The organism is Chryseobacterium sp. SSA4.19 (genome assembly GCF_022601875.1).
Taxonomy (GTDB): Bacteria; Bacteroidota; Bacteroidia; order Flavobacteriales; family Weeksellaceae; genus Chryseobacterium.
This window is the reverse complement of record NZ_JAKVIP010000003.1, coordinates 21,998-39,517: the sequence shown is the minus strand read 5'-3', so window position 1 is coordinate 39,517 and position 17,520 is coordinate 21,998. Positions and strand designations below refer to the sequence as shown.

Here is a 17,520-nt window from a genome sequence, read left to right as displayed (position 1 = left end):
TAAACATTTTTTTATTTATTGTTGGTAACACTTTTGTTTCCAAAGAACTAATAAAAATTATATCATTGTATTATGTATGTCATAACAGATCAATTAAAGAATATAGGCTTTAGCGTTAACCGTCTCAGTGATATTGTTAAAAGAAATAACAATAAAAGAGAATTCAGTACACTGCAATACTATTGTATCTATATTATTATGGAAGACACCGATGTTCTGGTAGAGAATATGCCTTATTCCATAAAGGCAGGCAATATTGCATTTTTAGGGCCTGAAAAGCAGATTGTTTTTGGTAAAGTAAACGGAGACAAGATTATTATCGTTACATTTTCATCATGCTTTTATGACAGATCTTCCAAGGACAGCCTTTTTCTTAATTCCCAGCTTTTCTTCAATTATGATACCGATCTTTTTGTAGCTCCCTTTAAAAACATTGAACAGATGAGGGTGGTTTTTATGGAACGTATGGAACTTTTTCGCATGAAAGATGAGAATTTATATGTCTCTGCTGCTCATAATGCTATTGAAAGATTGATCTTGGACGCGTTTTTATACATATCCAATGAGGAAATTAAAAAGAATATCAGGTTTGATTATCTTCATTATGTCAACAGGTTCAAGGTACTCTTGCAAAGAGACTATAAAACGCAAAAAAAGGTTTCCTATTATGCCAGCGAGCTTAATATCACTTCCAGAAGATTAACGGAGATGACAGAGTATGTTTTAGGCAAGACTGCAAAGAGTTTAATCATTGAAAAAGTAATTATTGAATGTAAAAAAGCACTAAGTTTTACCAATTTTACAATTTCTGAAATTTCTTATGATCTGGGTTTCAACGATGAAGGAAATTTCAGTAACTTTATTAAGAAGCATACAGGAAAAAAACCCTCCGAAATGAAATAAATAAAGAAAAAAATTGTACTTTTAAGTAGTTATACAATGAAAAATTTAGGGATATGGGAACCAAACTTTTTTTATTTAGTATTTTACTTTTTGCTTTCATCAGACTTTCTGGTCAGAATGATGGCGTGTACCTTAATATGCGTTTGTATCCTGTACAGATTCTTTCCATTGGTTCAAATGGTGATATGCAGGATAATTATCGTCAATCATCAACAGATCGGCAAAATGAAAAATACGTTACCGTATCCAGTACTGCCGGATTTGAGGTGAATGTACAACATATGAATGATCATGATAAAATGAATATTATCAACAGCAGCAGGGGATCTGTACAGGAAATATTTACCATCGATCAGGACATGCAGAATATAATGAGAAAAATGTACAGTTCTTCATCTTTAAAATCAGATTACGTATTCTTAACTCTAATTTCTCAATAATAAAAATATTATAAGAATTCAGTGTTAATTATGCAATAAATGATGGTGAAATATATTTTTTTTTAATTATTTCTTGTTATGAAATTGATGTATTATTAATGATTAGTTAATTATAGTGTAATATTGTTATTGGTAATTAATTATGTAAGTCTACTTTTTATCTTTTTTTTTCTAATCGTATTTAAATTTCTAAATTCTTATCTAAAACCATATTTGCAAGTTTTGAGCGTTTTTTTACAAAAGAGATGTATTTTGATGTATTTACCTTTGCAACAGAATTAGAATACTAATTAATTAACAATAAAAAAAACATCATTTACGTCATGAAAAAAATCATTTTTGCCTTTTTCGCTCTTGTAGGATTCGCATCATTAAGTGCGCAAACAGTAACTTTAAACGTAAGATTAAAGCCTATCCAGACCCTTGTAGTGAATAATGCTCAAAAAGTAGTTAACTTAACCTATGCAACTAAGGATGACTATGCTAACGGTGTATCTAATCTTAAAGCCGATCACTTAAATATTTACAGTACAGGAGGATTTCAGGTGAAAGTGAAAAGTGCCAATGCTGCTTTACAGAATGGTTCTAAAAGTATCCAGGCCAATACCATCCAGATCAATGCAAGTGCAGGATCAGATCCTGTAACAGGAGCAGATTATGCACAGAATACACAGTTGTCTGAAAATGAAACGACGTTAGTTACTTCATCTGTAGGAGGGGTAGATAAAAAAATCAACATTGAATACAAAGGAGCAGGTGCTAACGCTTACCTTGATAACTATATCGCAGGACAGACTCCTACCGTATATACAACACAGTTAACGTACACTATTATTGCTCAATAAGATAGAATCTCTTCTGAAATATTAAAAAATATATAAGTGTTACAAGATAGTTTGTAACACTTTTTATGTATTTTTAGTATTAAATGTCCGTCATGAAAAAACTGTATTATATATTTCTTTATCTTATCTATTCTTTGGGTTTCAATATGTATGCTCAGACAGGAGTGTCCGTTTCTCCACCAAGGCTTTATTTTGAATCCGGCCTTGGAAACAGCAATACCCAAACCGTAACGGTCACCAATGTAAGTGCCAAGAATTCCCTCGATCTTGCCGTAAGCCTTGGAGACTGGGAATACAGTGAGAAAGGAGAAAATATGATGTCTGCAGCGAATACGCTTCCCAATTCATGTGCGGGCTGGGTTTCCGTAAAAAAAGAAGATAATTATTTTACACTGGCGCCGGGTGAGAGAAAAGATATTGATGTTACCATTACCGTTCCCAATTCCTTGTCAGATCAGCTTTTAACCCATACGGCAGTACTCTATGTAAGCCAGATGAATCCGGTAGATGATGTCGATTCTAAAGGATCCAGTATCAAAGTAAGCATCCGGTCGGGAATCAAGATTTTTCATAAGCTCCCATCAGCAAATAATAAAAAACTGGAAATCACTAATCTTGCCTATGGAAAACCAAAATCAACCCTCGAACTAACTTTTGACAACCTTGGAGATGTATGGGCAGACGGTAAAATACTTACGGATCTTGTAAATACACAGAACGGTAAAAAAACGTCTCTCAATGCGATTATATTTTATACAATGCCGGGAAACAAAAGAGAAGTTAGCATTCCACTTCCTGCCGGTCTTGAAAAAGGAAAATATACCGCTTCAGTATTGATAGATTATGGAGACCGTGATAATCTTGAACTTGGAGAATTAAACTTTGCTTATGAATAATGATAAGAAGTTTTCAGTTTTAATATTAATGCTCATCTGGCTATATAGTGATGCACAGGTCAATTATACCTCTTGGACCAATGGTTTTATATCTGTAAATTCCTATAGTGGCAATACCAATCCTGACGCCTATACCCTTCAGCTGTCGGGCAATGGAAACCTGAATTTCCCTTACTGGAGGTTGTCTGCCAGACTAACACAGCCTATTACTTCAGTTGACGGTAGTTATACAATGCCGGCCAATAAGCTTTCATTCAGCCCGGTTTCAACTTCCGGAAGTGCTTATCCGGACCCTGTGCCCACTGTTTCACAAATCGGTATGCCGCTGAATGTGATGATGCAGCAAGGCCAGGAAGTGTTTCTGATCCCACAGTCCAATGCACCCATATTCAATATATCAAACTTCAACGCATATTATTATCTTCAGCTCAAGTATTCTTTTACCATTGCCGGCGGTTCTTATCTGAGCAATTATCCTGCATGGACTTCTTTTTCTGCTCCTATACAGTTTACGGCATACGACCGTTACAATAATGTTATCGGCAGGATCGATCACGTTTTTCAGATCCAGATTGCTACGCTTTCAGGAACGCCTCAGGACATTCCCGAAATGTCGCTGAAATTTTCAGCAAATGCCATGAACAGTCTTCTTGAGTTCAGCAGTAAAAATGATTATATGAACGGGGTAAGCGCGGTCTACGCCAATGCGCTTATCGTAAAAAGCAATACCAATTACCAGATCAAGATGAAATCCCTTCAAAGTACATTTACTTCTGCTGCGGGAAATTCTATTCCTCTTGAAGCGGTAAAATTTAGCCTTACTCCAGGTTCCGGGAACAATGCAACGGTATATCCCATTTCTCTGGCTTCTTTCTCTCAACTTATTGCCAAAGGAGGGCATACTCAGAATTCAAATGTGTATTATGATATTGATTATTCAACGAATCCTAATGACCAGAGATTCATGAATGCCAAAACGGAAGATTACTCAACGACTCTTCAATTTGAGATAACCCCTCAATAAAATCCTATAATGCACTACGATCTGCTCAGAAAAATTACGCTTGTTTTTTTGATACCCTTCGCTTTTATTATTGCTCATGCCCAGCAAATTCCTGATGTCAGCATGGAGATCCGAAGCGAATCGGGCACATCGGAAAATAATATTATCGACCTGACTGTTATTCTTAAAAATAACAGTAAAATACCATTTAAAGGAAAAATCAATGTCAACACCCCTCAGGGATTCAAAGCCGTTTCTTTTAGCGGGATCAACGTAGACCTTGACGCAGGTGAAGGTGTTTTTTTACCCGTAAAGATTCTGGTAAACAACAATGCGGTTTCAGGGGAGAAAAAAATAGATTTTAACCTTATTGATCAGCAGGAGCATGCGGTTTCGGAAAAATTTATCACCTATCATGTCGCTGAGAAGAATACATTGAGGATCACAGCAGAAAACCCGGTGATCTACATGAATAATACAAGAGATTCTGTCGAAGTAAGGGCAAGGGTTTCTAATCTTGGAAATATCCGGCAGAATGTTACCGTAGTTTTTAAAATTCCGGAAATCAGCCAGGGGACTATCTTTATTGAGAAAAAAGCAAGTATTGAAATAGGGAAGGATTCGGTATTTACATTCAGGTTTATGCCTTCCAGCCTGTTGGTAAGAACTTCTCAGTTTTCCGTCAGTATCGCAGGATTCAGGGATCCTGAAAAAGAAATTTTCGGTAATGCATCCGTATCGGTTCAGAATGTGGTTTCTACCCAGCACTACCAGGACCTCCAGGACAATTCATTTTCTAATGACAGAAAGAACAGCATCACAGCAGGATACAGACGGGTAGGTCAGGAACTGAATATGTATCAGCTGATCGGTTCCGGCGGCTTTAACCTTCCTTCAGGATATGTAACGGTCAGGGGGAATATTTATACAGTTAACAATCAGAATGAGCTTGTAGCCAATAATACCTTTATTACTTACCACCGAAGAAACAGCGAATATACATTAGGAAATATCAGCAAGATTATGGAAATGTCCCTTTTTGGAAGAGGGACGGAAATTGCTTTAACCTCATCTGATAAAGATAAAAGGGTGGAAGTGGGATTTGTGGATCAGACATTCAGCCTGGTGGAAAAAAGCCCATTTTTAAAATACGGCTATGGCTTTTTCACCAGAGGAACACTTGGAGCCCAGAATGGCACCCGCAATATTTCGGCAACATATGTCTTCAGGAATGATCCGTATGAAAACAGCAGGCACAATCTCCTGGGAACAGATATGCAGTATGCTTTTAACAAAGACTGGAATATGAATGTCAAAGTGTACAGCGGGCTCAGCCTGTATGACCGTATTAATGTCACCAAACCGTCATTGGCCCTGGAATCCAAGTATTCAGGGGTTGTCAATAAGCTTAACCTGAACGGAAACTATTTTTACAGTACGGATTATTATCCCGGAAACAGAAGAGGAATGCTGCAGATCCAGCAGAATATTTCCGCTGCTGTTTTTAAAGATTATAATGTTTATGCAAATATTTCAGTTTCCAATTTTTCTCCGAAATTCTATTTTTATAATGATCAGTTAATATCAAATACAACCAGGCTCGATACCGGGATCAATTTTCCTAAAAAAGGAAATCTCGGGCTTACCATGGGCCTTCAGTACCAGGATGAAAAGTCCAATACCTATAATAATTTCTTCGATACCGCCATCAACAAGGATTTCAAACAGCTGAAAGCCCAAAGGATTACAGACTATATGACCTGGTCAAGCCCGGACAGGAAACATTCTTCCGTGGTGGGAATAGAAGCAGGGATGGCTTTATATCCGGATACGGATCATGCGGAATATCAGATGAAAGCCATCGGAAATTACAGCTATAAATGGCTTAATGTCAACTTTATTTACCAGCAGGGAAGTTATTTTCTTTCTGAATATGCTTTCTCCAGAATATTCAATGAAAGCAGTGCGTACAAAAAGTTTTCCTTTTCGGCATTTATGAATGAAAACTTTTTCGACCAGAAATTGACAGTGACATCGGGTATCAATTATACGGATGATATGCTGTACGGGAAATCTCCGTCGGGTTTTGTAAATCTGAAATATTCCGGGGTGCTGTATGGTTTGCATCTTAATACTTCCTGGTTTCATTATTCTTCAAGAGGCTCTAGCAATAATGTATTAAGCATTGAAGCAGGCGTTACCCTGAATTTAAAATCCAGTACCCTGAATCCCGGTAAAAAAGGAAATGTAACCGCTTTTGTCTATTATGATAACAACAATAACGGAGTTTATGACGACGGAGACCAGGCTGCACCGGGCTATCTGGTGATGCTGAACGCCATTTCATTCAGGACCGACAGCAACGGCAACCTGAATTATAAGGGACTCCCTTTCGGAAAGTATGCTTTAAAGCAGATCATCCAGAAAGGATGGTATTATGATGAAGCTGAAATTGAGGTCAACCGTTTTAACCATGCACTGGAGATTCCTTTACATCAGAACGGAACCTTACAGGGTAAGATCGATTATGAATTCAACTCAAAAACGGCCCTGGAATTTGAACCCAAAAGCGGAGGGATTATTTTCAATATTTATAAAAAAGACCAACTTTTACAGCGTGTAGTGACGGATGATAACGGAGAATTTATTTCTTTTCTGGAATCCGGGGATTACAAAGTTGAAATCAACGAAAACTCATTGCCGCCCAACACCTATGTAGAGCGCAGCAGTGCAGAAATAAAGGTAGAAGCAGGTAAAATAGTGACCATCGATGCTTTTATCATTAAGGTGAAAGAAAAAAAGATCAGAGTCAAAAAGTTTGGGAGCGAATAATTTCAGCAGAAAAGAGATAGAAATGTTTTGTAATATGTAAAGGCAAGCATGTGCTTTTTATATGATTGTATAAAATGAGATAAGAGAGCCCGAAGCTCTCTTATCTGAATTATCTTGATTAAGATAATTATGAGTTAAGTCTTTCTAAATTTTCGAATTTAGCATAAGAAGATCTTAAATGATGCAGGTGATCAGAAACGACCTGTGAACTTTCAGGACATAAATCTCCACTTTCCAAGGCATCTTCATACGCTTTAATCGCAGCTTTTTCTCCGAATACAACATTTTCCAGAGTTGACTCATTTTTATCTCCCGTAAAAGAATTTTTAATATCAATCCATGCTCTGTGTACGGCACCTGCTGTACTGGTTGTGTTATCCGCTTCTCCTCCTTTTTCGCTGATCAGTCTTATAAGATCCGACTTCATGGTCTGTGATTGTGATACCATCTGATCATAATCATTTTTTAACGCTGAATGGTTTTCCCATACTTTGTCTTCAACTTTTGAAAATCCTTCAATTCTGTCGTTGGTAATGTTAAGCAAATCGTTTAGTACTGATACAGTTTTTTCGTTGTTCATAATATTTTTTTTATTGGTGTACCCATATCCTTACAAGATGCGTGCCTTTAATTTTAGGATATCAAAATAATTCAAAAGTTAGTTCATAAATAAACTAATATAAAAAATAAAAAGTATATTTGTGTACAAATGTAATTTATCAATGAACTATAAAAACATTAATGAGGTCATAATGTTGTTGGAACAGTTTGAAAAAGATAATGCTATAAGCAATTCATATCCAAAAGATACTGAAGGTTTTAAAATGTGGATATGTGATCGGCAAAACCATAAATCTGGTACAGTTTTCGATGAACCGTATTGGGAAGGTAAAGAAAATGGCAGAAGTGCTGAAAGTGCAATCAGTACACTGTTGATCCATATTAACCGGTACGCCAGGACTTATTCCAAATCAGCTATTTCAGATTCTGAATTTACTACGCAGGAAGATTTTATTTATCTGATCAATTTAAAGGCTTTCGGCGCAATGACCAAAATGGAGCTTATTAAAAAGAATATCCATAATAAGCCTGTAGGCATGCTTATTATTACCAGGCTTTTGAGACAGGGCTGGATTGAACAGACGGAATCCGAAGTGGATAAAAGAAAAAAAATCATACATATTTCTGTAAAAGGAATCCAGGCATTGGAAGAGCAAATGAAGAATATCAGGCAGGCAACAGAGATCGTAACAGGGAATCTTACCTACCGGGAAAAGATGGAATTGATCCGGGTTCTCAATAAGCTTGACCGTTTCCACCATCCGATTTTCTCCAGAAACATAGACAGTAAGGATCTTATTAAGACGGTTTACCAGGAATATTCATTTAAAAATTAAATATGAGAAAAAAAATTGCGGTAATAGGATCAGGGTTTTCAGGACTGTCGGCAGCGGCCTATGCGTCAAAGGAGGGACATGAAGTCCATCTTTTCGAAAAGAACAATGAAGTAGGCGGGCGTGCAAGGCATTTTAAAACCGGCAACGGCTATACCTTTGATATGGGACCGAGTTGGTACTGGATGCCTGATATTATTGAAGCGTTCTTTAATGATTTCGGGAAAAAAGCTTCCGATTTTTATACGCTTGTTCCTCTTGATCCGCAGTTTGAAATGGTTTTCTCTGATGGGACGATGAATATTCCGCAAAGCTATCAGGAAATGAAAGACCTTTTTGAAAAAACGGAGGCAGGTGCAGGGAAGAAGCTGGACGAGTTTATGGAAGATGCGCAATATAAATATGAAGTCGGCATGAAGGATTTCGTGAATAAGCCCTGTCATTCATGGTTTGAGTTTATGTCTCCGAAAATAGCCAAAAGTGCCTTCAAGCTGGATTTGCTCACCAACTTTCAGCGTTTTGTAAGAAAGTATTTTGCCCACCCCAAACTGATCATGCTGATGGAGTTTCCGGTGATCTTCCTGGGAGCGGCTCCTAAAGATATTCCTGCCCTGTACAGCTTAATGAATTACGGAGGGTATAAACTAGGAACCTGGTACCCGATGGGAGGGTTTTCAAAGATCATTGGCGCAATGAAAGAAGTGGCTGAAGACCACGGAACCCGCTTTCATGTGAATGCTGACGTACAGCAGATCAATGTAAAAAACAGGTGCGCTTCCTCATTAACCGTTAATCAGGAAGAGATTGATTTTGATGTTGTGATTGCTTCATCAGACTATCATCACACCGAATCAAAGCTTTTACCGCAAGAGTACAGGAACTACACGGAAGAGTATTGGGAAAAAAGGGTTTTTGCTCCTTCCTGTCTGATTTATTATCTGGGAATCAAAGGAAAAATCCCCAATCTGAAACACCATACTTTGTTTTTTGAAAATGATCTTGAACTTCATACCGAAGAAATTTATAAAGATAAAAAATGGCCTACCAAACCTCTGTTTTATGCTTGTTGCCCTTCAAAAACAGATCCTTCCGTAGCGCCGGAAAACTGTGAGAATATTTTTCTTCTGATGCCTGTAGCACCAGGCATTGAAGATACTGAGGAAATCAGGGAGCGGTATTTCATGCAGATGATTTCAAGGCTGGAAAAACATACCGGAACGACTGACCTGCTGCTGAAAATCGATTACAAGAAAAGCTACTGTGTAAAAGACTTCCAGGGAGATTACAATGCGTATAAGGGAAATGCGTACGGCCTTGCCAACACCCTTTCCCAGACTGCAGTCCTGAAGCCGTCATTAAAAAATAAAAAAATAACAAACCTATTTTATACGGGGCAGCTTACCGTTCCCGGCCCGGGCGTACCTCCGTCCATCATCTCCGGAAAAATAGCTGCAAACGAAGCCACCAAAACAAATTAATATGAAAAAACTATTTGATGAGCTCTCTTACAAAATCAGTAAGGCGACCACCCAACAGTACAGCACCAGTTTTTCACTGGGGATCCTGGCCCTGTCTGCATCCATACGCAATCCTATTTATGCCATTTACGGCTATGTAAGGCTGGCAGATGAAATTGTAGACAGTTTCCATGGATATAACAAAGAAAAACTGCTTCAGAAATTTAAACAGGAAACATTTGATGCCCTGGAAGACCGTATTTCTTTAAATCCGATCCTGCAGTCTTTTCAGGAGACTGTTCACCAATATGATATCGATAGACAATTGATTCTTCAGTTCCTTAAGAGCATGGAGATGGACCTTCAGAAAATCGATTATAATTCCGATCTTTACAAAGAATATATCCTGGGGTCTGCAGAAGTGGTGGGGCTGATGTGCCTCCAGATTTTTGTGAATGGCGATAAAACAAATTTTGAAAAGCTGAAGCCTTACGCCATGATCCTGGGGTCTGCGTTCCAGAAGGTTAATTTCTTAAGGGATATGAAAGATGATTATTATACTTTAGGACGAAGCTATTTCCCGAATCTTGATTTTTCACTGTTCGATAACAATGTGAAACTGTCCATTGAAAAAGAAATCGAACAGGAGTTCAGGGAAGCGCTGGTCGGCATCAAAAAACTTCCGGCATCTGCGCGGTTCGGGGTTTACCTGGCCTACCGGTATTATATTTCGCTTTTCAGAAAAATCAGGAGGAAATCTGCACATGCCATCCTGAGCGAAAGGATAAGGATATCCAACGGGGCCAAGATCTCCCTGATGATGAGCAGTTATGTACAGTACAAAACCTCCTTTTTATAGAGAACAGTTTTCCATTTTTAAAAATGTAATATGAATTTTTTAATTGTCGTCATCACTTTTTTCATAATGGAAGGCATGACCTGGATGATCCATAAATATATTATGCATGGATTCCTGTGGGCACTTCACAAAGATCATCACGACCACAGCAATGACGGTCCTATGGAAAAGAATGATTATTTCTTTGTTATATTTGCCCTGCCTACCATCATTCTTATGTACTATGGAACCATACAGGGCTTTAACCACTGGTTTTATATTGCATTAGGTATTACTTTGTACGGAATGGCTTACTTCTTTGTGCATGACATTTTCATCCACCAAAGAATAAAAGTGCTGCGCGATACCCAAAACCCGTATCTTTTATCGATAAGGCGTGCTCATAAACAGCACCATAAGCATACAGGCAAGGAAAAAGGAGAGTGCTTCGGATTTCTTTGGGTTCCTGTAAAATACTTCCAGATGTACTTTAACAAAAAAAAATAATCCATGCTGCCTTATACCTATCTGCTGATCAATTTTTTTACCATAATCATCTGTTTTATTTTTTCCTTTCATCATAAAATAAAATTCAACAGGCATTTCGGGGCTTTTTTTAAAGCTTCATCTTTAGTAGCCTTTGTATTCATCATCTGGGATGCATGGTTTACTAAGATAGGAGTGTGGTGGTTCAATGATCGTTACCTGATCGGAGTACGGATTTTAGATTTGCCTATTGAAGAAATCCTGTTCTTTTTTTGTATTCCTTTCTCCTGCATCTTCACCTATTTCTGCCTGGATAAGTTCTTTACACTGGACTGGAAACCGATGCCGGAAAAGATTTTTGTTATAACCTCAATCATGCTGGCGTTGATAGGAAGCATTTATTTCCGTGAAAAAATCTATACCTTCATGACCCTTGCCACTACGGCATTCAGCTTATTTGTACTGTACTTTGTTTTAAAAGCAAAATGGATAGGGAAGGCCTCCTTAATTTACCTCATGCTGATGCCCGGATTTTTAATGGTCAACGGCATCCTTACCGGAACCGGACTGGAATCACCGGTCGTCAATTACAATCCTGCCGAATTCCTGGGCATCAGGATCCTTACGATTCCTATTGAGGATACCGCATATGGCTATGAAATGATTTTATGGAATATTTATTTCTTTTATAAGTTTAAAAAACCTGAGGGAGCAGCTGAACCATTAATTGTAGAAGCTTAACAATTAGGCCATCTATTCTGTTTCTGATTAAATTGTCCGGTATAGGCTTTTGCTGTATAGCCATACCTATCTTAGGTAAAACGTTCTGCAATTTAATTTTAAGCATTGAAAAGACAATCGAAGCTGGTATAGTTTATATTTTTGATTCTGTTTACTTTTTCATAAGAAAATTCTACTAAGAATATAATAATATGCCTGAAGTTGCTCATTACATTTTTTAAGGTCTAAACAAACCGATTTACTTATATTTGCTCCGCAAAGCAAATTGAAATGTTCAAAAAAGGAATCACTGTACTTATCCTTAGTTTTTTAACGGCTTTTTGTCCGGCCCAGCAGGTCCGGCCTTCCAGATCATCAGAAATTTACCGCGAACTCAAAACCCTGAAGCACCTGCCGAAAGTCCTGTACCTGGCGGCGCATCCGGATGATGAAAATACAGGATTGCTCTCCTGGCTGGTGAACGATCAGAATCTGGAAACGGGTTACCTGTCTTTAACCAGAGGCGATGGCGGGCAGAATTTGCTGGGAACGGAGCAGGGAGCTGCTTTAGGACTGATCAGAACGCATGAGCTTCTGGAAGCAAGAAAACTGGACGGAGCCCAACAGTTTTTTACTCGGGCGATCGATTTCGGGTTTTCCAAAAATACCACCGATACTTTTAAGCAATGGGATGAAAACAGCATTACCGCGGATGTGGTTTGGGTCATCCGTAAATTCCGGCCGGACGTGATCATTTGCCGTTTTCCTCCAACAGCGGCGGCAGGCCACGGCCAGCATGCGGCTTCGGCGGTGGTGTCGGAAAAAGCCTTTAAATTGGCCGGAGATAAAAATGCTTTCCCCGATCAGCTCAAATATGTCAATGTTTGGCAGCCCAAACGTTTGTTATGGAACACCTTCCGGTTCGGCTCGGTGAATACAACGGCTGAAAACCAACTGAAAATCACCGTAGGGCAATATGATGCGCAGCTTGGAATGGGCTATGGCGAGCTGGCCGGATTAAGCAGAAGCTTACACAAAAGCCAGGGCGCGGGAACACAGTCGGTGGCCGGGATCAAAACCGAATATTTTACCCATGTGGCAGGCGAATCTGCAAAGACAAGTCTCTTTGATGGACTCGTTACGACCTGGACTTCAAACGGAAACGTGGATATTGATCAATCTTTAGATAAAATCATTTCAGCTTTCAATTTCAACAACCCAGACCGTAGTTTGCCGGCTTTGCTTGCTTTGCGGAAAAAAGTGATGGCGTTAAAGGATACTGAGCTGAAAAAAGATAAAATCAAATCGCTGGACCGGATTATTCTGAGCTGTGCCGGTTTTATGGGTGAGGCTGTGACCAACCAGCCTGAAGCTGTGGCAGGAAACCAGTATAATTTTAAATTAAACCTGATTTCAAGAGCGGAAAACCCGGTTGTTCTGGAAAACATAAAATGGCTGAACCAGCCGGAAAACCTGAATCGGAAACTGACTAAAGATTCTTTAATCACCATTCAGCATGACATTCAGATTCCGGCAGATGCAACACTTACAGAGCCTTACTGGCTGGCAAAACCGGCGGTGAACGCCGCTACTTTTTCCGTCCCGAATGATACGCTGGTCGGTTTGCCCGAAGCGGAATCCCCGATGAATGTTCTTCTGGATTTAAAAATCGGTGGAGAAAAGTTTCAGGTGAAGCTTCCTTTATCTTTTAAGAAATTAGATCCGGTGCGCGGTGATGTGGTGGAAGCCCTCCGCATTGTTCCGGTCCTGGAACTGAAGTTTACCCAACCGCTTTACCTGGTGAAAGAAAACGAAGATTTACATTTGAGTTTAAATATTAAAGTCAATTCAAATAAAGCATTCGGCAACGGTAAGCTGAACCTGATGTACAACGGAGAGCGTTTGGGTGGTGCTGAGGTATTCTCTGTTAATGGAAAAGATATGACCGTCGATTGCGTGATTCCGAAAGCGAAGCTTGCTTCAATACCATCCAACCGTTTGCAGCTGGATGCTGATTTTATTGCAGACGGAGTGACCTACAATAAAAAACAGGTTTTGATCCAGTACCCGCATTTGCCTTCTTTGCAGTATTTTGCGCCGGCAACGGTGGCTGTGATGAAAGGCGACATCCGGTCGACGGTTAAAAAAGTAGGGTATATCCAGGGAGCGGGCGATTTTATTCCCGATTTCCTGCGCATCGCCGGGATTCAGGTGGATGTCCTGAAAGACGAAGATTTTTATGGCAACATCGATGCAGCCGGCGGCAGCCCGAACAAGTTATCGCAGTACGATGCCATTGTCCTGGGGATCCGTGCCAACAATACGGAGAAAAAGCTGGGCCGCTGGATGCCTTTTTTATGGGCTTATGTAAAAGCCGGAGGAAATCTGGTGATGCAGTACAATACCAACCAGGATAAAACCGTTGATCAGTTGGGAATGTATAAATTCAACATTGCCAATAAGCGAGTGACTGAAGAAAATGCGGCTGTTACCTTTTTAAATCCCAATCATAAATTGCTGAACTTCCCGAACAAAATTACGGCCGATGATTTCAAAGGATGGGTACAGGAGCGCGGGGCCTACTTCCCGGACCAATGGGATGCAGCTTACGAACCGCTTTTCGAAATGCATGACACCGGTGAAGAGCCGCTGCAGGGATCCACGCTGTATGCGAAATACGGAAAAGGGAATTTTGTTTACACCCCGCTGGCCTTTTTCAGACAGCTGCCTGCTGGAAATGCCGGGGCGGCCCGTTTGTTTATGAACTTTTTATCCGCACAAAAAAACTGATGGGCAAACAACCTGTAAACTGGAACATCTGGTACCTGCTATTGGCCGTCGCGCTGATAGTACAGATTATATTGTATTACTTATTCACTAAATTCTGGGCATGAGCAGTATCGATTGGGCCGTTCTCATTTTTACCTTAGTAGCCGTAGTGGTTTACGGCGTATGGATAGGCCGTGGCCAGAAAAGCAACGCTTCTTACCTGAAAGCAGACAGCAAGATGCCGTGGTACATTGTGCTTTTGGGGATTATGGCGACGCAGGCCAGTGCCATTACCTTTCTTTCGGCGCCGGGCCAGGCGTATACCGACGGGATGCGTTTCGTCCAGTATTACTTCGGGCTGCCTTTGGCGATGATCGTGATCTGTATTACCTTCATCCCGATTTTCCAGCGGCTGAATGTCTACACCGCCTATGAATACCTGGAAAACCGTTTCGATAAAAAGACAAGGGTGCTCACTTCGCTGCTGTTCCTTTTTTCAAGGGGGTTATCTACGGGAATCAGCATTTATGCGCCGAGTATTATCCTCGCAAGCGTTCTTAATTGGAATATTTATCTCACGAATGTTTTAACGGGCGGAATCCTGCTGATTTATACCTACGTCGGCGGAGCCAAAGCCATTGCCCACACCCAGAAACTACAGTTCCTGATTATCCTCGGAACCATGGCCTTTGCCGGGTATCTGCTGATTCAGGATATGCCGGGTGGTATCGGATTCAAGGATGCGCTTTATCTGGCTGGGAAATCCGGAAAGCTCAACGTCATCACCACCGAATTCGACTGGAAAGACAAGTACAACCTCTGGAGCGGACTGATCGGCGGGTTTTTCCTGGCTCTTTCTTACTTTGGGACGGACCAGAGTCAGGTCGGGAGGTATATTACCGCCAAAGACAACACCAACGCCAAAATGGGCCTGCTGCTGAACGGGTTGGTGAAGATTCCGATGCAGTTTGCCATTCTCCTGATCGGGGCGCTGCTTTTCGCCTTCTTCTCGCTGAAGCCGGCGCCGGTGTATTTCAACGAACGCTCTTACCAGAGCCTCAAGGACACCCAGCCTCAACAGGCGGCGGCATTTGAGAAAGAGCACCGGGATTTACAGGCAAAGTTCAATGCAGAATCGAAAGAAATTTTAAAGCTGAAAGAAACCAACTCTCCACAGCTTACCCGGGCGGTTCAGGATTTTAAAAACATCCAAACGCAGGTCAAAGAACTTCACGGAAGGGTAGAGGAGGCCATTAACCAATCCAACTCCAATGCGGAGAAGACCGATACCAACTATATTTTCCTGTATTTCGTCAAGAATACGTTACCGATCGGGATGACCGGTCTTCTGTTTGCCGTCATTTTCCTGGCCAGCTGGGGTTCCATTTCGGCCGCGCTGAATTCCCTGGCCGCCTGCTCGTTAAAAGACGTCCATCTGATCTTCAGCAAAGAAATGCCTGATGAGCTGACCGAACTGAAGTACAGCCGGCTGCATACTTTGGCCTGGGGGATTTTCTCCATCGGCATCGCCATGTTTGCCACGCAGATGGGTTCCCTCATTGAAGCGGTGAATGTATTGGGCTCCCTGTTTTACGGTCCGATCCTGGGGATTTTCCTGGTCGCCTTTTACTTTAAAAAGATCAACGGAGCGAATGTATTTGTTTCGGCCATTTTATCGGAAATCACGGTGATTGCCGTCTACCAGTTCGATATCGTTTCCTTCCTTTGGCTGAACGTGATCGGGGCAGCGGCGGTGATTCTGTTTTCTGCCGTCGGGTTGTTGTTTGACAGGAAGCTTGTTTAAATGAAACTGCAAAAGGCTCAAAAGAAGCTTTGACACATAGGTCACAGAGAAGATAGCCTGAAAATATTTTAGAATATATGAGATTAAAAATCAAAGATTTTTAAATTTCTTATTAAGAGCTTAAAATCTCATATGAATTTTCACAGATCATGACGTGGCTTCGGCTTCGCTCAGTCATCGGACAGCCGTTCCTTACAATAATGGTAAATCATAATTTCAACACTCCGTTTGTCATTCCGGTAGGAATCTCAACATAGTATTAGAGAATAGAATAGAAAGATTCGTACTCTATTGTGATGAAATCTCCCACAGATTTGCGCAGATTTTCACAGATGACAGCGTTTATTTATATTATTAAAGGAATTCGCGAACCTCTTTGAGGTTTTTAAAACTTTTGTCAGAATTCGAACACAAAGCTCACAGAGAAAATATCAATGAATACTGCTAAAAAGGCTCACAGAGCCGTTTCCACTTATAAAAGATCACGAAGATTGACTTTCGACAAAGGATGCCATCTACTAAATTTCCACAGATTTTCATGGGTAACAACGTCTATTTTAGCACATAAGTCACCGAGAAGATTTGAAAAGCTTGAAAACATTTTTAAAATTTCTTCTTCTTAGGAACTTAAAATCTCCTATAGATTTTCACAGATCATGACGTGGCTTCGGCTCCGCTCAGTCATCGGACAGCCGTTCCTTACAATAATGGTAAATCATAATTTCAACACTCCGTTTGTCATTCCGGTAGGAATCTCAACATAGTATTAGAGAATAGAATAGAAAGATTCGTACTCTATTGTGATGAAATCTCCCACAGATTTGCGCAGATTTTCACAGATGACAGCGTTTATTTATATTATTAAAGGAATTCGCGAACCTCTTTGAGGTTTTTAAAACTTTTGTCAGAATTCGAACACAAAGTTCACAGAGAAAATATCAATGAATACTGCTAAAAAGGCTCACAGAGCCGTTTCCACTTATAAAAGATCACGGAGATTGACTTTCGACAAAGGATGCCATCTACTAAATTTCCACAGATTTTCATGGGTAACAACGTTTATTTTAGCACATAAGTCACCGAGAAGATTTGAAAAGCTTGAAAACATTTTTAAAATTTCTTCTTCTTAAGAA

At 40.1% G+C, this 17,520-nt stretch carries 14 protein-coding genes; 13 read left to right on the top strand and 1 reads right to left on the bottom strand.

Going from position 1 to position 17,520, the window contains the following annotated elements; translation table 11 throughout:
- The first annotated feature begins 72 nt into the window (after positions 1 to 72).
- From MKJ01_RS02695 to MKJ01_RS02670, 6 genes are all read left to right on the top strand, one after another.
- The gene (locus MKJ01_RS02695; RefSeq protein WP_241611644.1) at positions 73 to 903 is read left to right on the top strand and encodes an AraC family transcriptional regulator; all 831 of its coding nucleotides are present in this window, start codon (positions 73 to 75) and stop codon (positions 901 to 903) included.
- A 53-nt stretch (positions 904 to 956) separates the two neighbouring features.
- The gene (locus tag MKJ01_RS02690; RefSeq protein ID WP_241611646.1) at positions 957 to 1,343 is read left to right on the top strand and encodes a hypothetical protein; all 387 of its coding nucleotides are present in this window, start codon (positions 957 to 959) and stop codon (positions 1,341 to 1,343) included.
- Positions 1,344 to 1,666: 323 nt separating this feature from the next.
- Positions 1,667 to 2,188, top strand: a complete 522-nt coding sequence (locus tag MKJ01_RS02685; RefSeq protein ID WP_241611647.1) for a hypothetical protein — start codon at positions 1,667 to 1,669, stop codon at positions 2,186 to 2,188.
- A gap of 92 nt (positions 2,189 to 2,280) precedes the next feature.
- A complete protein-coding gene (locus tag MKJ01_RS02680; RefSeq protein ID WP_241611648.1) occupies positions 2,281 to 3,084 on the top strand; it encodes a molecular chaperone in 804 nt (267 codons plus the stop codon).
- Positions 3,077 to 4,108 (top strand): hypothetical protein, encoded by a 1,032-nt coding sequence (locus tag MKJ01_RS02675; RefSeq protein WP_241611649.1) that lies wholly within the window; start codon positions 3,077 to 3,079, stop codon positions 4,106 to 4,108. Before MKJ01_RS02680 ends, MKJ01_RS02675 begins: the two co-directional genes overlap by 8 nt.
- A 9-nt stretch (positions 4,109 to 4,117) precedes the next feature.
- Positions 4,118 to 6,919, top strand: a complete 2,802-nt coding sequence (locus tag MKJ01_RS02670; protein ID WP_241611650.1) for a hypothetical protein — start codon at positions 4,118 to 4,120, stop codon at positions 6,917 to 6,919.
- Between the two features lie 127 nt (positions 6,920 to 7,046).
- On the opposite strand, the gene MKJ01_RS02665 is transcribed toward MKJ01_RS02670, so the two are convergent.
- A complete protein-coding gene (locus MKJ01_RS02665; RefSeq protein ID WP_241611651.1) occupies positions 7,047 to 7,499 on the bottom strand; it encodes a PA2169 family four-helix-bundle protein in 453 nt (150 codons plus the stop codon).
- A gap of 142 nt (positions 7,500 to 7,641) precedes the next feature.
- Here MKJ01_RS02665 and MKJ01_RS02660 point away from each other — a divergent pair, with 142 nt between their 5' ends.
- The 7 genes from MKJ01_RS02660 to MKJ01_RS02630 all read left to right on the top strand — a co-directional run bounded on the left by MKJ01_RS02660 (position 7,642) and on the right by MKJ01_RS02630 (position 16,387).
- Positions 7,642 to 8,316, top strand: a complete 675-nt coding sequence (locus tag MKJ01_RS02660) for a MarR family winged helix-turn-helix transcriptional regulator (RefSeq protein ID WP_241611652.1) — start codon at positions 7,642 to 7,644, stop codon at positions 8,314 to 8,316.
- Between the two features lie 2 nt (positions 8,317 to 8,318).
- Positions 8,319 to 9,791, top strand: a complete 1,473-nt coding sequence (locus MKJ01_RS02655; protein ID WP_241611653.1) for an NAD(P)/FAD-dependent oxidoreductase — start codon at positions 8,319 to 8,321, stop codon at positions 9,789 to 9,791.
- Position 9,792: 1 nt separating this feature from the next.
- Positions 9,793 to 10,629: a phytoene/squalene synthase family protein gene (locus MKJ01_RS02650; RefSeq protein ID WP_241611655.1), complete on the top strand. Its 837-nt coding sequence runs from the start codon at positions 9,793 to 9,795 to the stop codon at positions 10,627 to 10,629.
- Between the two features lie 30 nt (positions 10,630 to 10,659).
- Positions 10,660 to 11,115, top strand: a complete 456-nt coding sequence (locus tag MKJ01_RS02645) for a sterol desaturase family protein (protein ID WP_241611657.1) — start codon at positions 10,660 to 10,662, stop codon at positions 11,113 to 11,115.
- Between the two features lie 3 nt (positions 11,116 to 11,118).
- Positions 11,119 to 11,835, top strand: coding sequence for a lycopene cyclase domain-containing protein (locus MKJ01_RS02640; protein WP_241611659.1), 717 nt, complete (start codon positions 11,119 to 11,121; stop codon positions 11,833 to 11,835).
- A gap of 270 nt (positions 11,836 to 12,105) precedes the next feature.
- Positions 12,106 to 14,604, top strand: a complete 2,499-nt coding sequence (locus MKJ01_RS02635) for a PIG-L family deacetylase (RefSeq protein WP_241611661.1) — start codon at positions 12,106 to 12,108, stop codon at positions 14,602 to 14,604.
- Between the two features lie 100 nt (positions 14,605 to 14,704).
- Positions 14,705 to 16,387 (top strand): sodium:solute symporter, encoded by a 1,683-nt coding sequence (locus tag MKJ01_RS02630; protein ID WP_241611663.1) that lies wholly within the window; start codon positions 14,705 to 14,707, stop codon positions 16,385 to 16,387.
- Positions 16,388 to 17,520 lie beyond the last annotated feature (1,133 nt).

Excerpts from the sequence above, each read along its gene's own strand:
- MKJ01_RS02695 (WP_241611644.1), top strand. The coding sequence starts at position 73 with ATGTATGTCATAACAGATCAATTAAAGAATATAGGCTTTAGCGTTAAC.
- MKJ01_RS02690 (WP_241611646.1), top strand. The coding sequence starts at position 957 with ATGGGAACCAAACTTTTTTTATTTAGTATTTTACTTTTTGCTTTCATC.
- MKJ01_RS02685 (WP_241611647.1), top strand. The coding sequence starts at position 1,667 with ATGAAAAAAATCATTTTTGCCTTTTTCGCTCTTGTAGGATTCGCATCA.
- MKJ01_RS02680 (WP_241611648.1), top strand. The coding sequence starts at position 2,281 with ATGAAAAAACTGTATTATATATTTCTTTATCTTATCTATTCTTTGGGT.
- MKJ01_RS02675 (WP_241611649.1), top strand. The coding sequence starts at position 3,077 with ATGAATAATGATAAGAAGTTTTCAGTTTTAATATTAATGCTCATCTGG.
- MKJ01_RS02670 (WP_241611650.1), top strand. The coding sequence starts at position 4,118 with ATGCACTACGATCTGCTCAGAAAAATTACGCTTGTTTTTTTGATACCC.
- MKJ01_RS02665 (WP_241611651.1), bottom strand. The coding sequence starts at position 7,499 with ATGAACAACGAAAAAACTGTATCAGTACTAAACGATTTGCTTAACATT.
- MKJ01_RS02660 (WP_241611652.1), top strand. The coding sequence starts at position 7,642 with ATGAACTATAAAAACATTAATGAGGTCATAATGTTGTTGGAACAGTTT.
- MKJ01_RS02655 (WP_241611653.1), top strand. The coding sequence starts at position 8,319 with ATGAGAAAAAAAATTGCGGTAATAGGATCAGGGTTTTCAGGACTGTCG.
- MKJ01_RS02650 (WP_241611655.1), top strand. The coding sequence starts at position 9,793 with ATGAAAAAACTATTTGATGAGCTCTCTTACAAAATCAGTAAGGCGACC.
- MKJ01_RS02645 (WP_241611657.1), top strand. The coding sequence starts at position 10,660 with ATGAATTTTTTAATTGTCGTCATCACTTTTTTCATAATGGAAGGCATG.
- MKJ01_RS02640 (WP_241611659.1), top strand. The coding sequence starts at position 11,119 with ATGCTGCCTTATACCTATCTGCTGATCAATTTTTTTACCATAATCATC.
- MKJ01_RS02635 (WP_241611661.1), top strand. The coding sequence starts at position 12,106 with ATGTTCAAAAAAGGAATCACTGTACTTATCCTTAGTTTTTTAACGGCT.
- MKJ01_RS02630 (WP_241611663.1), top strand. The coding sequence starts at position 14,705 with ATGAGCAGTATCGATTGGGCCGTTCTCATTTTTACCTTAGTAGCCGTA.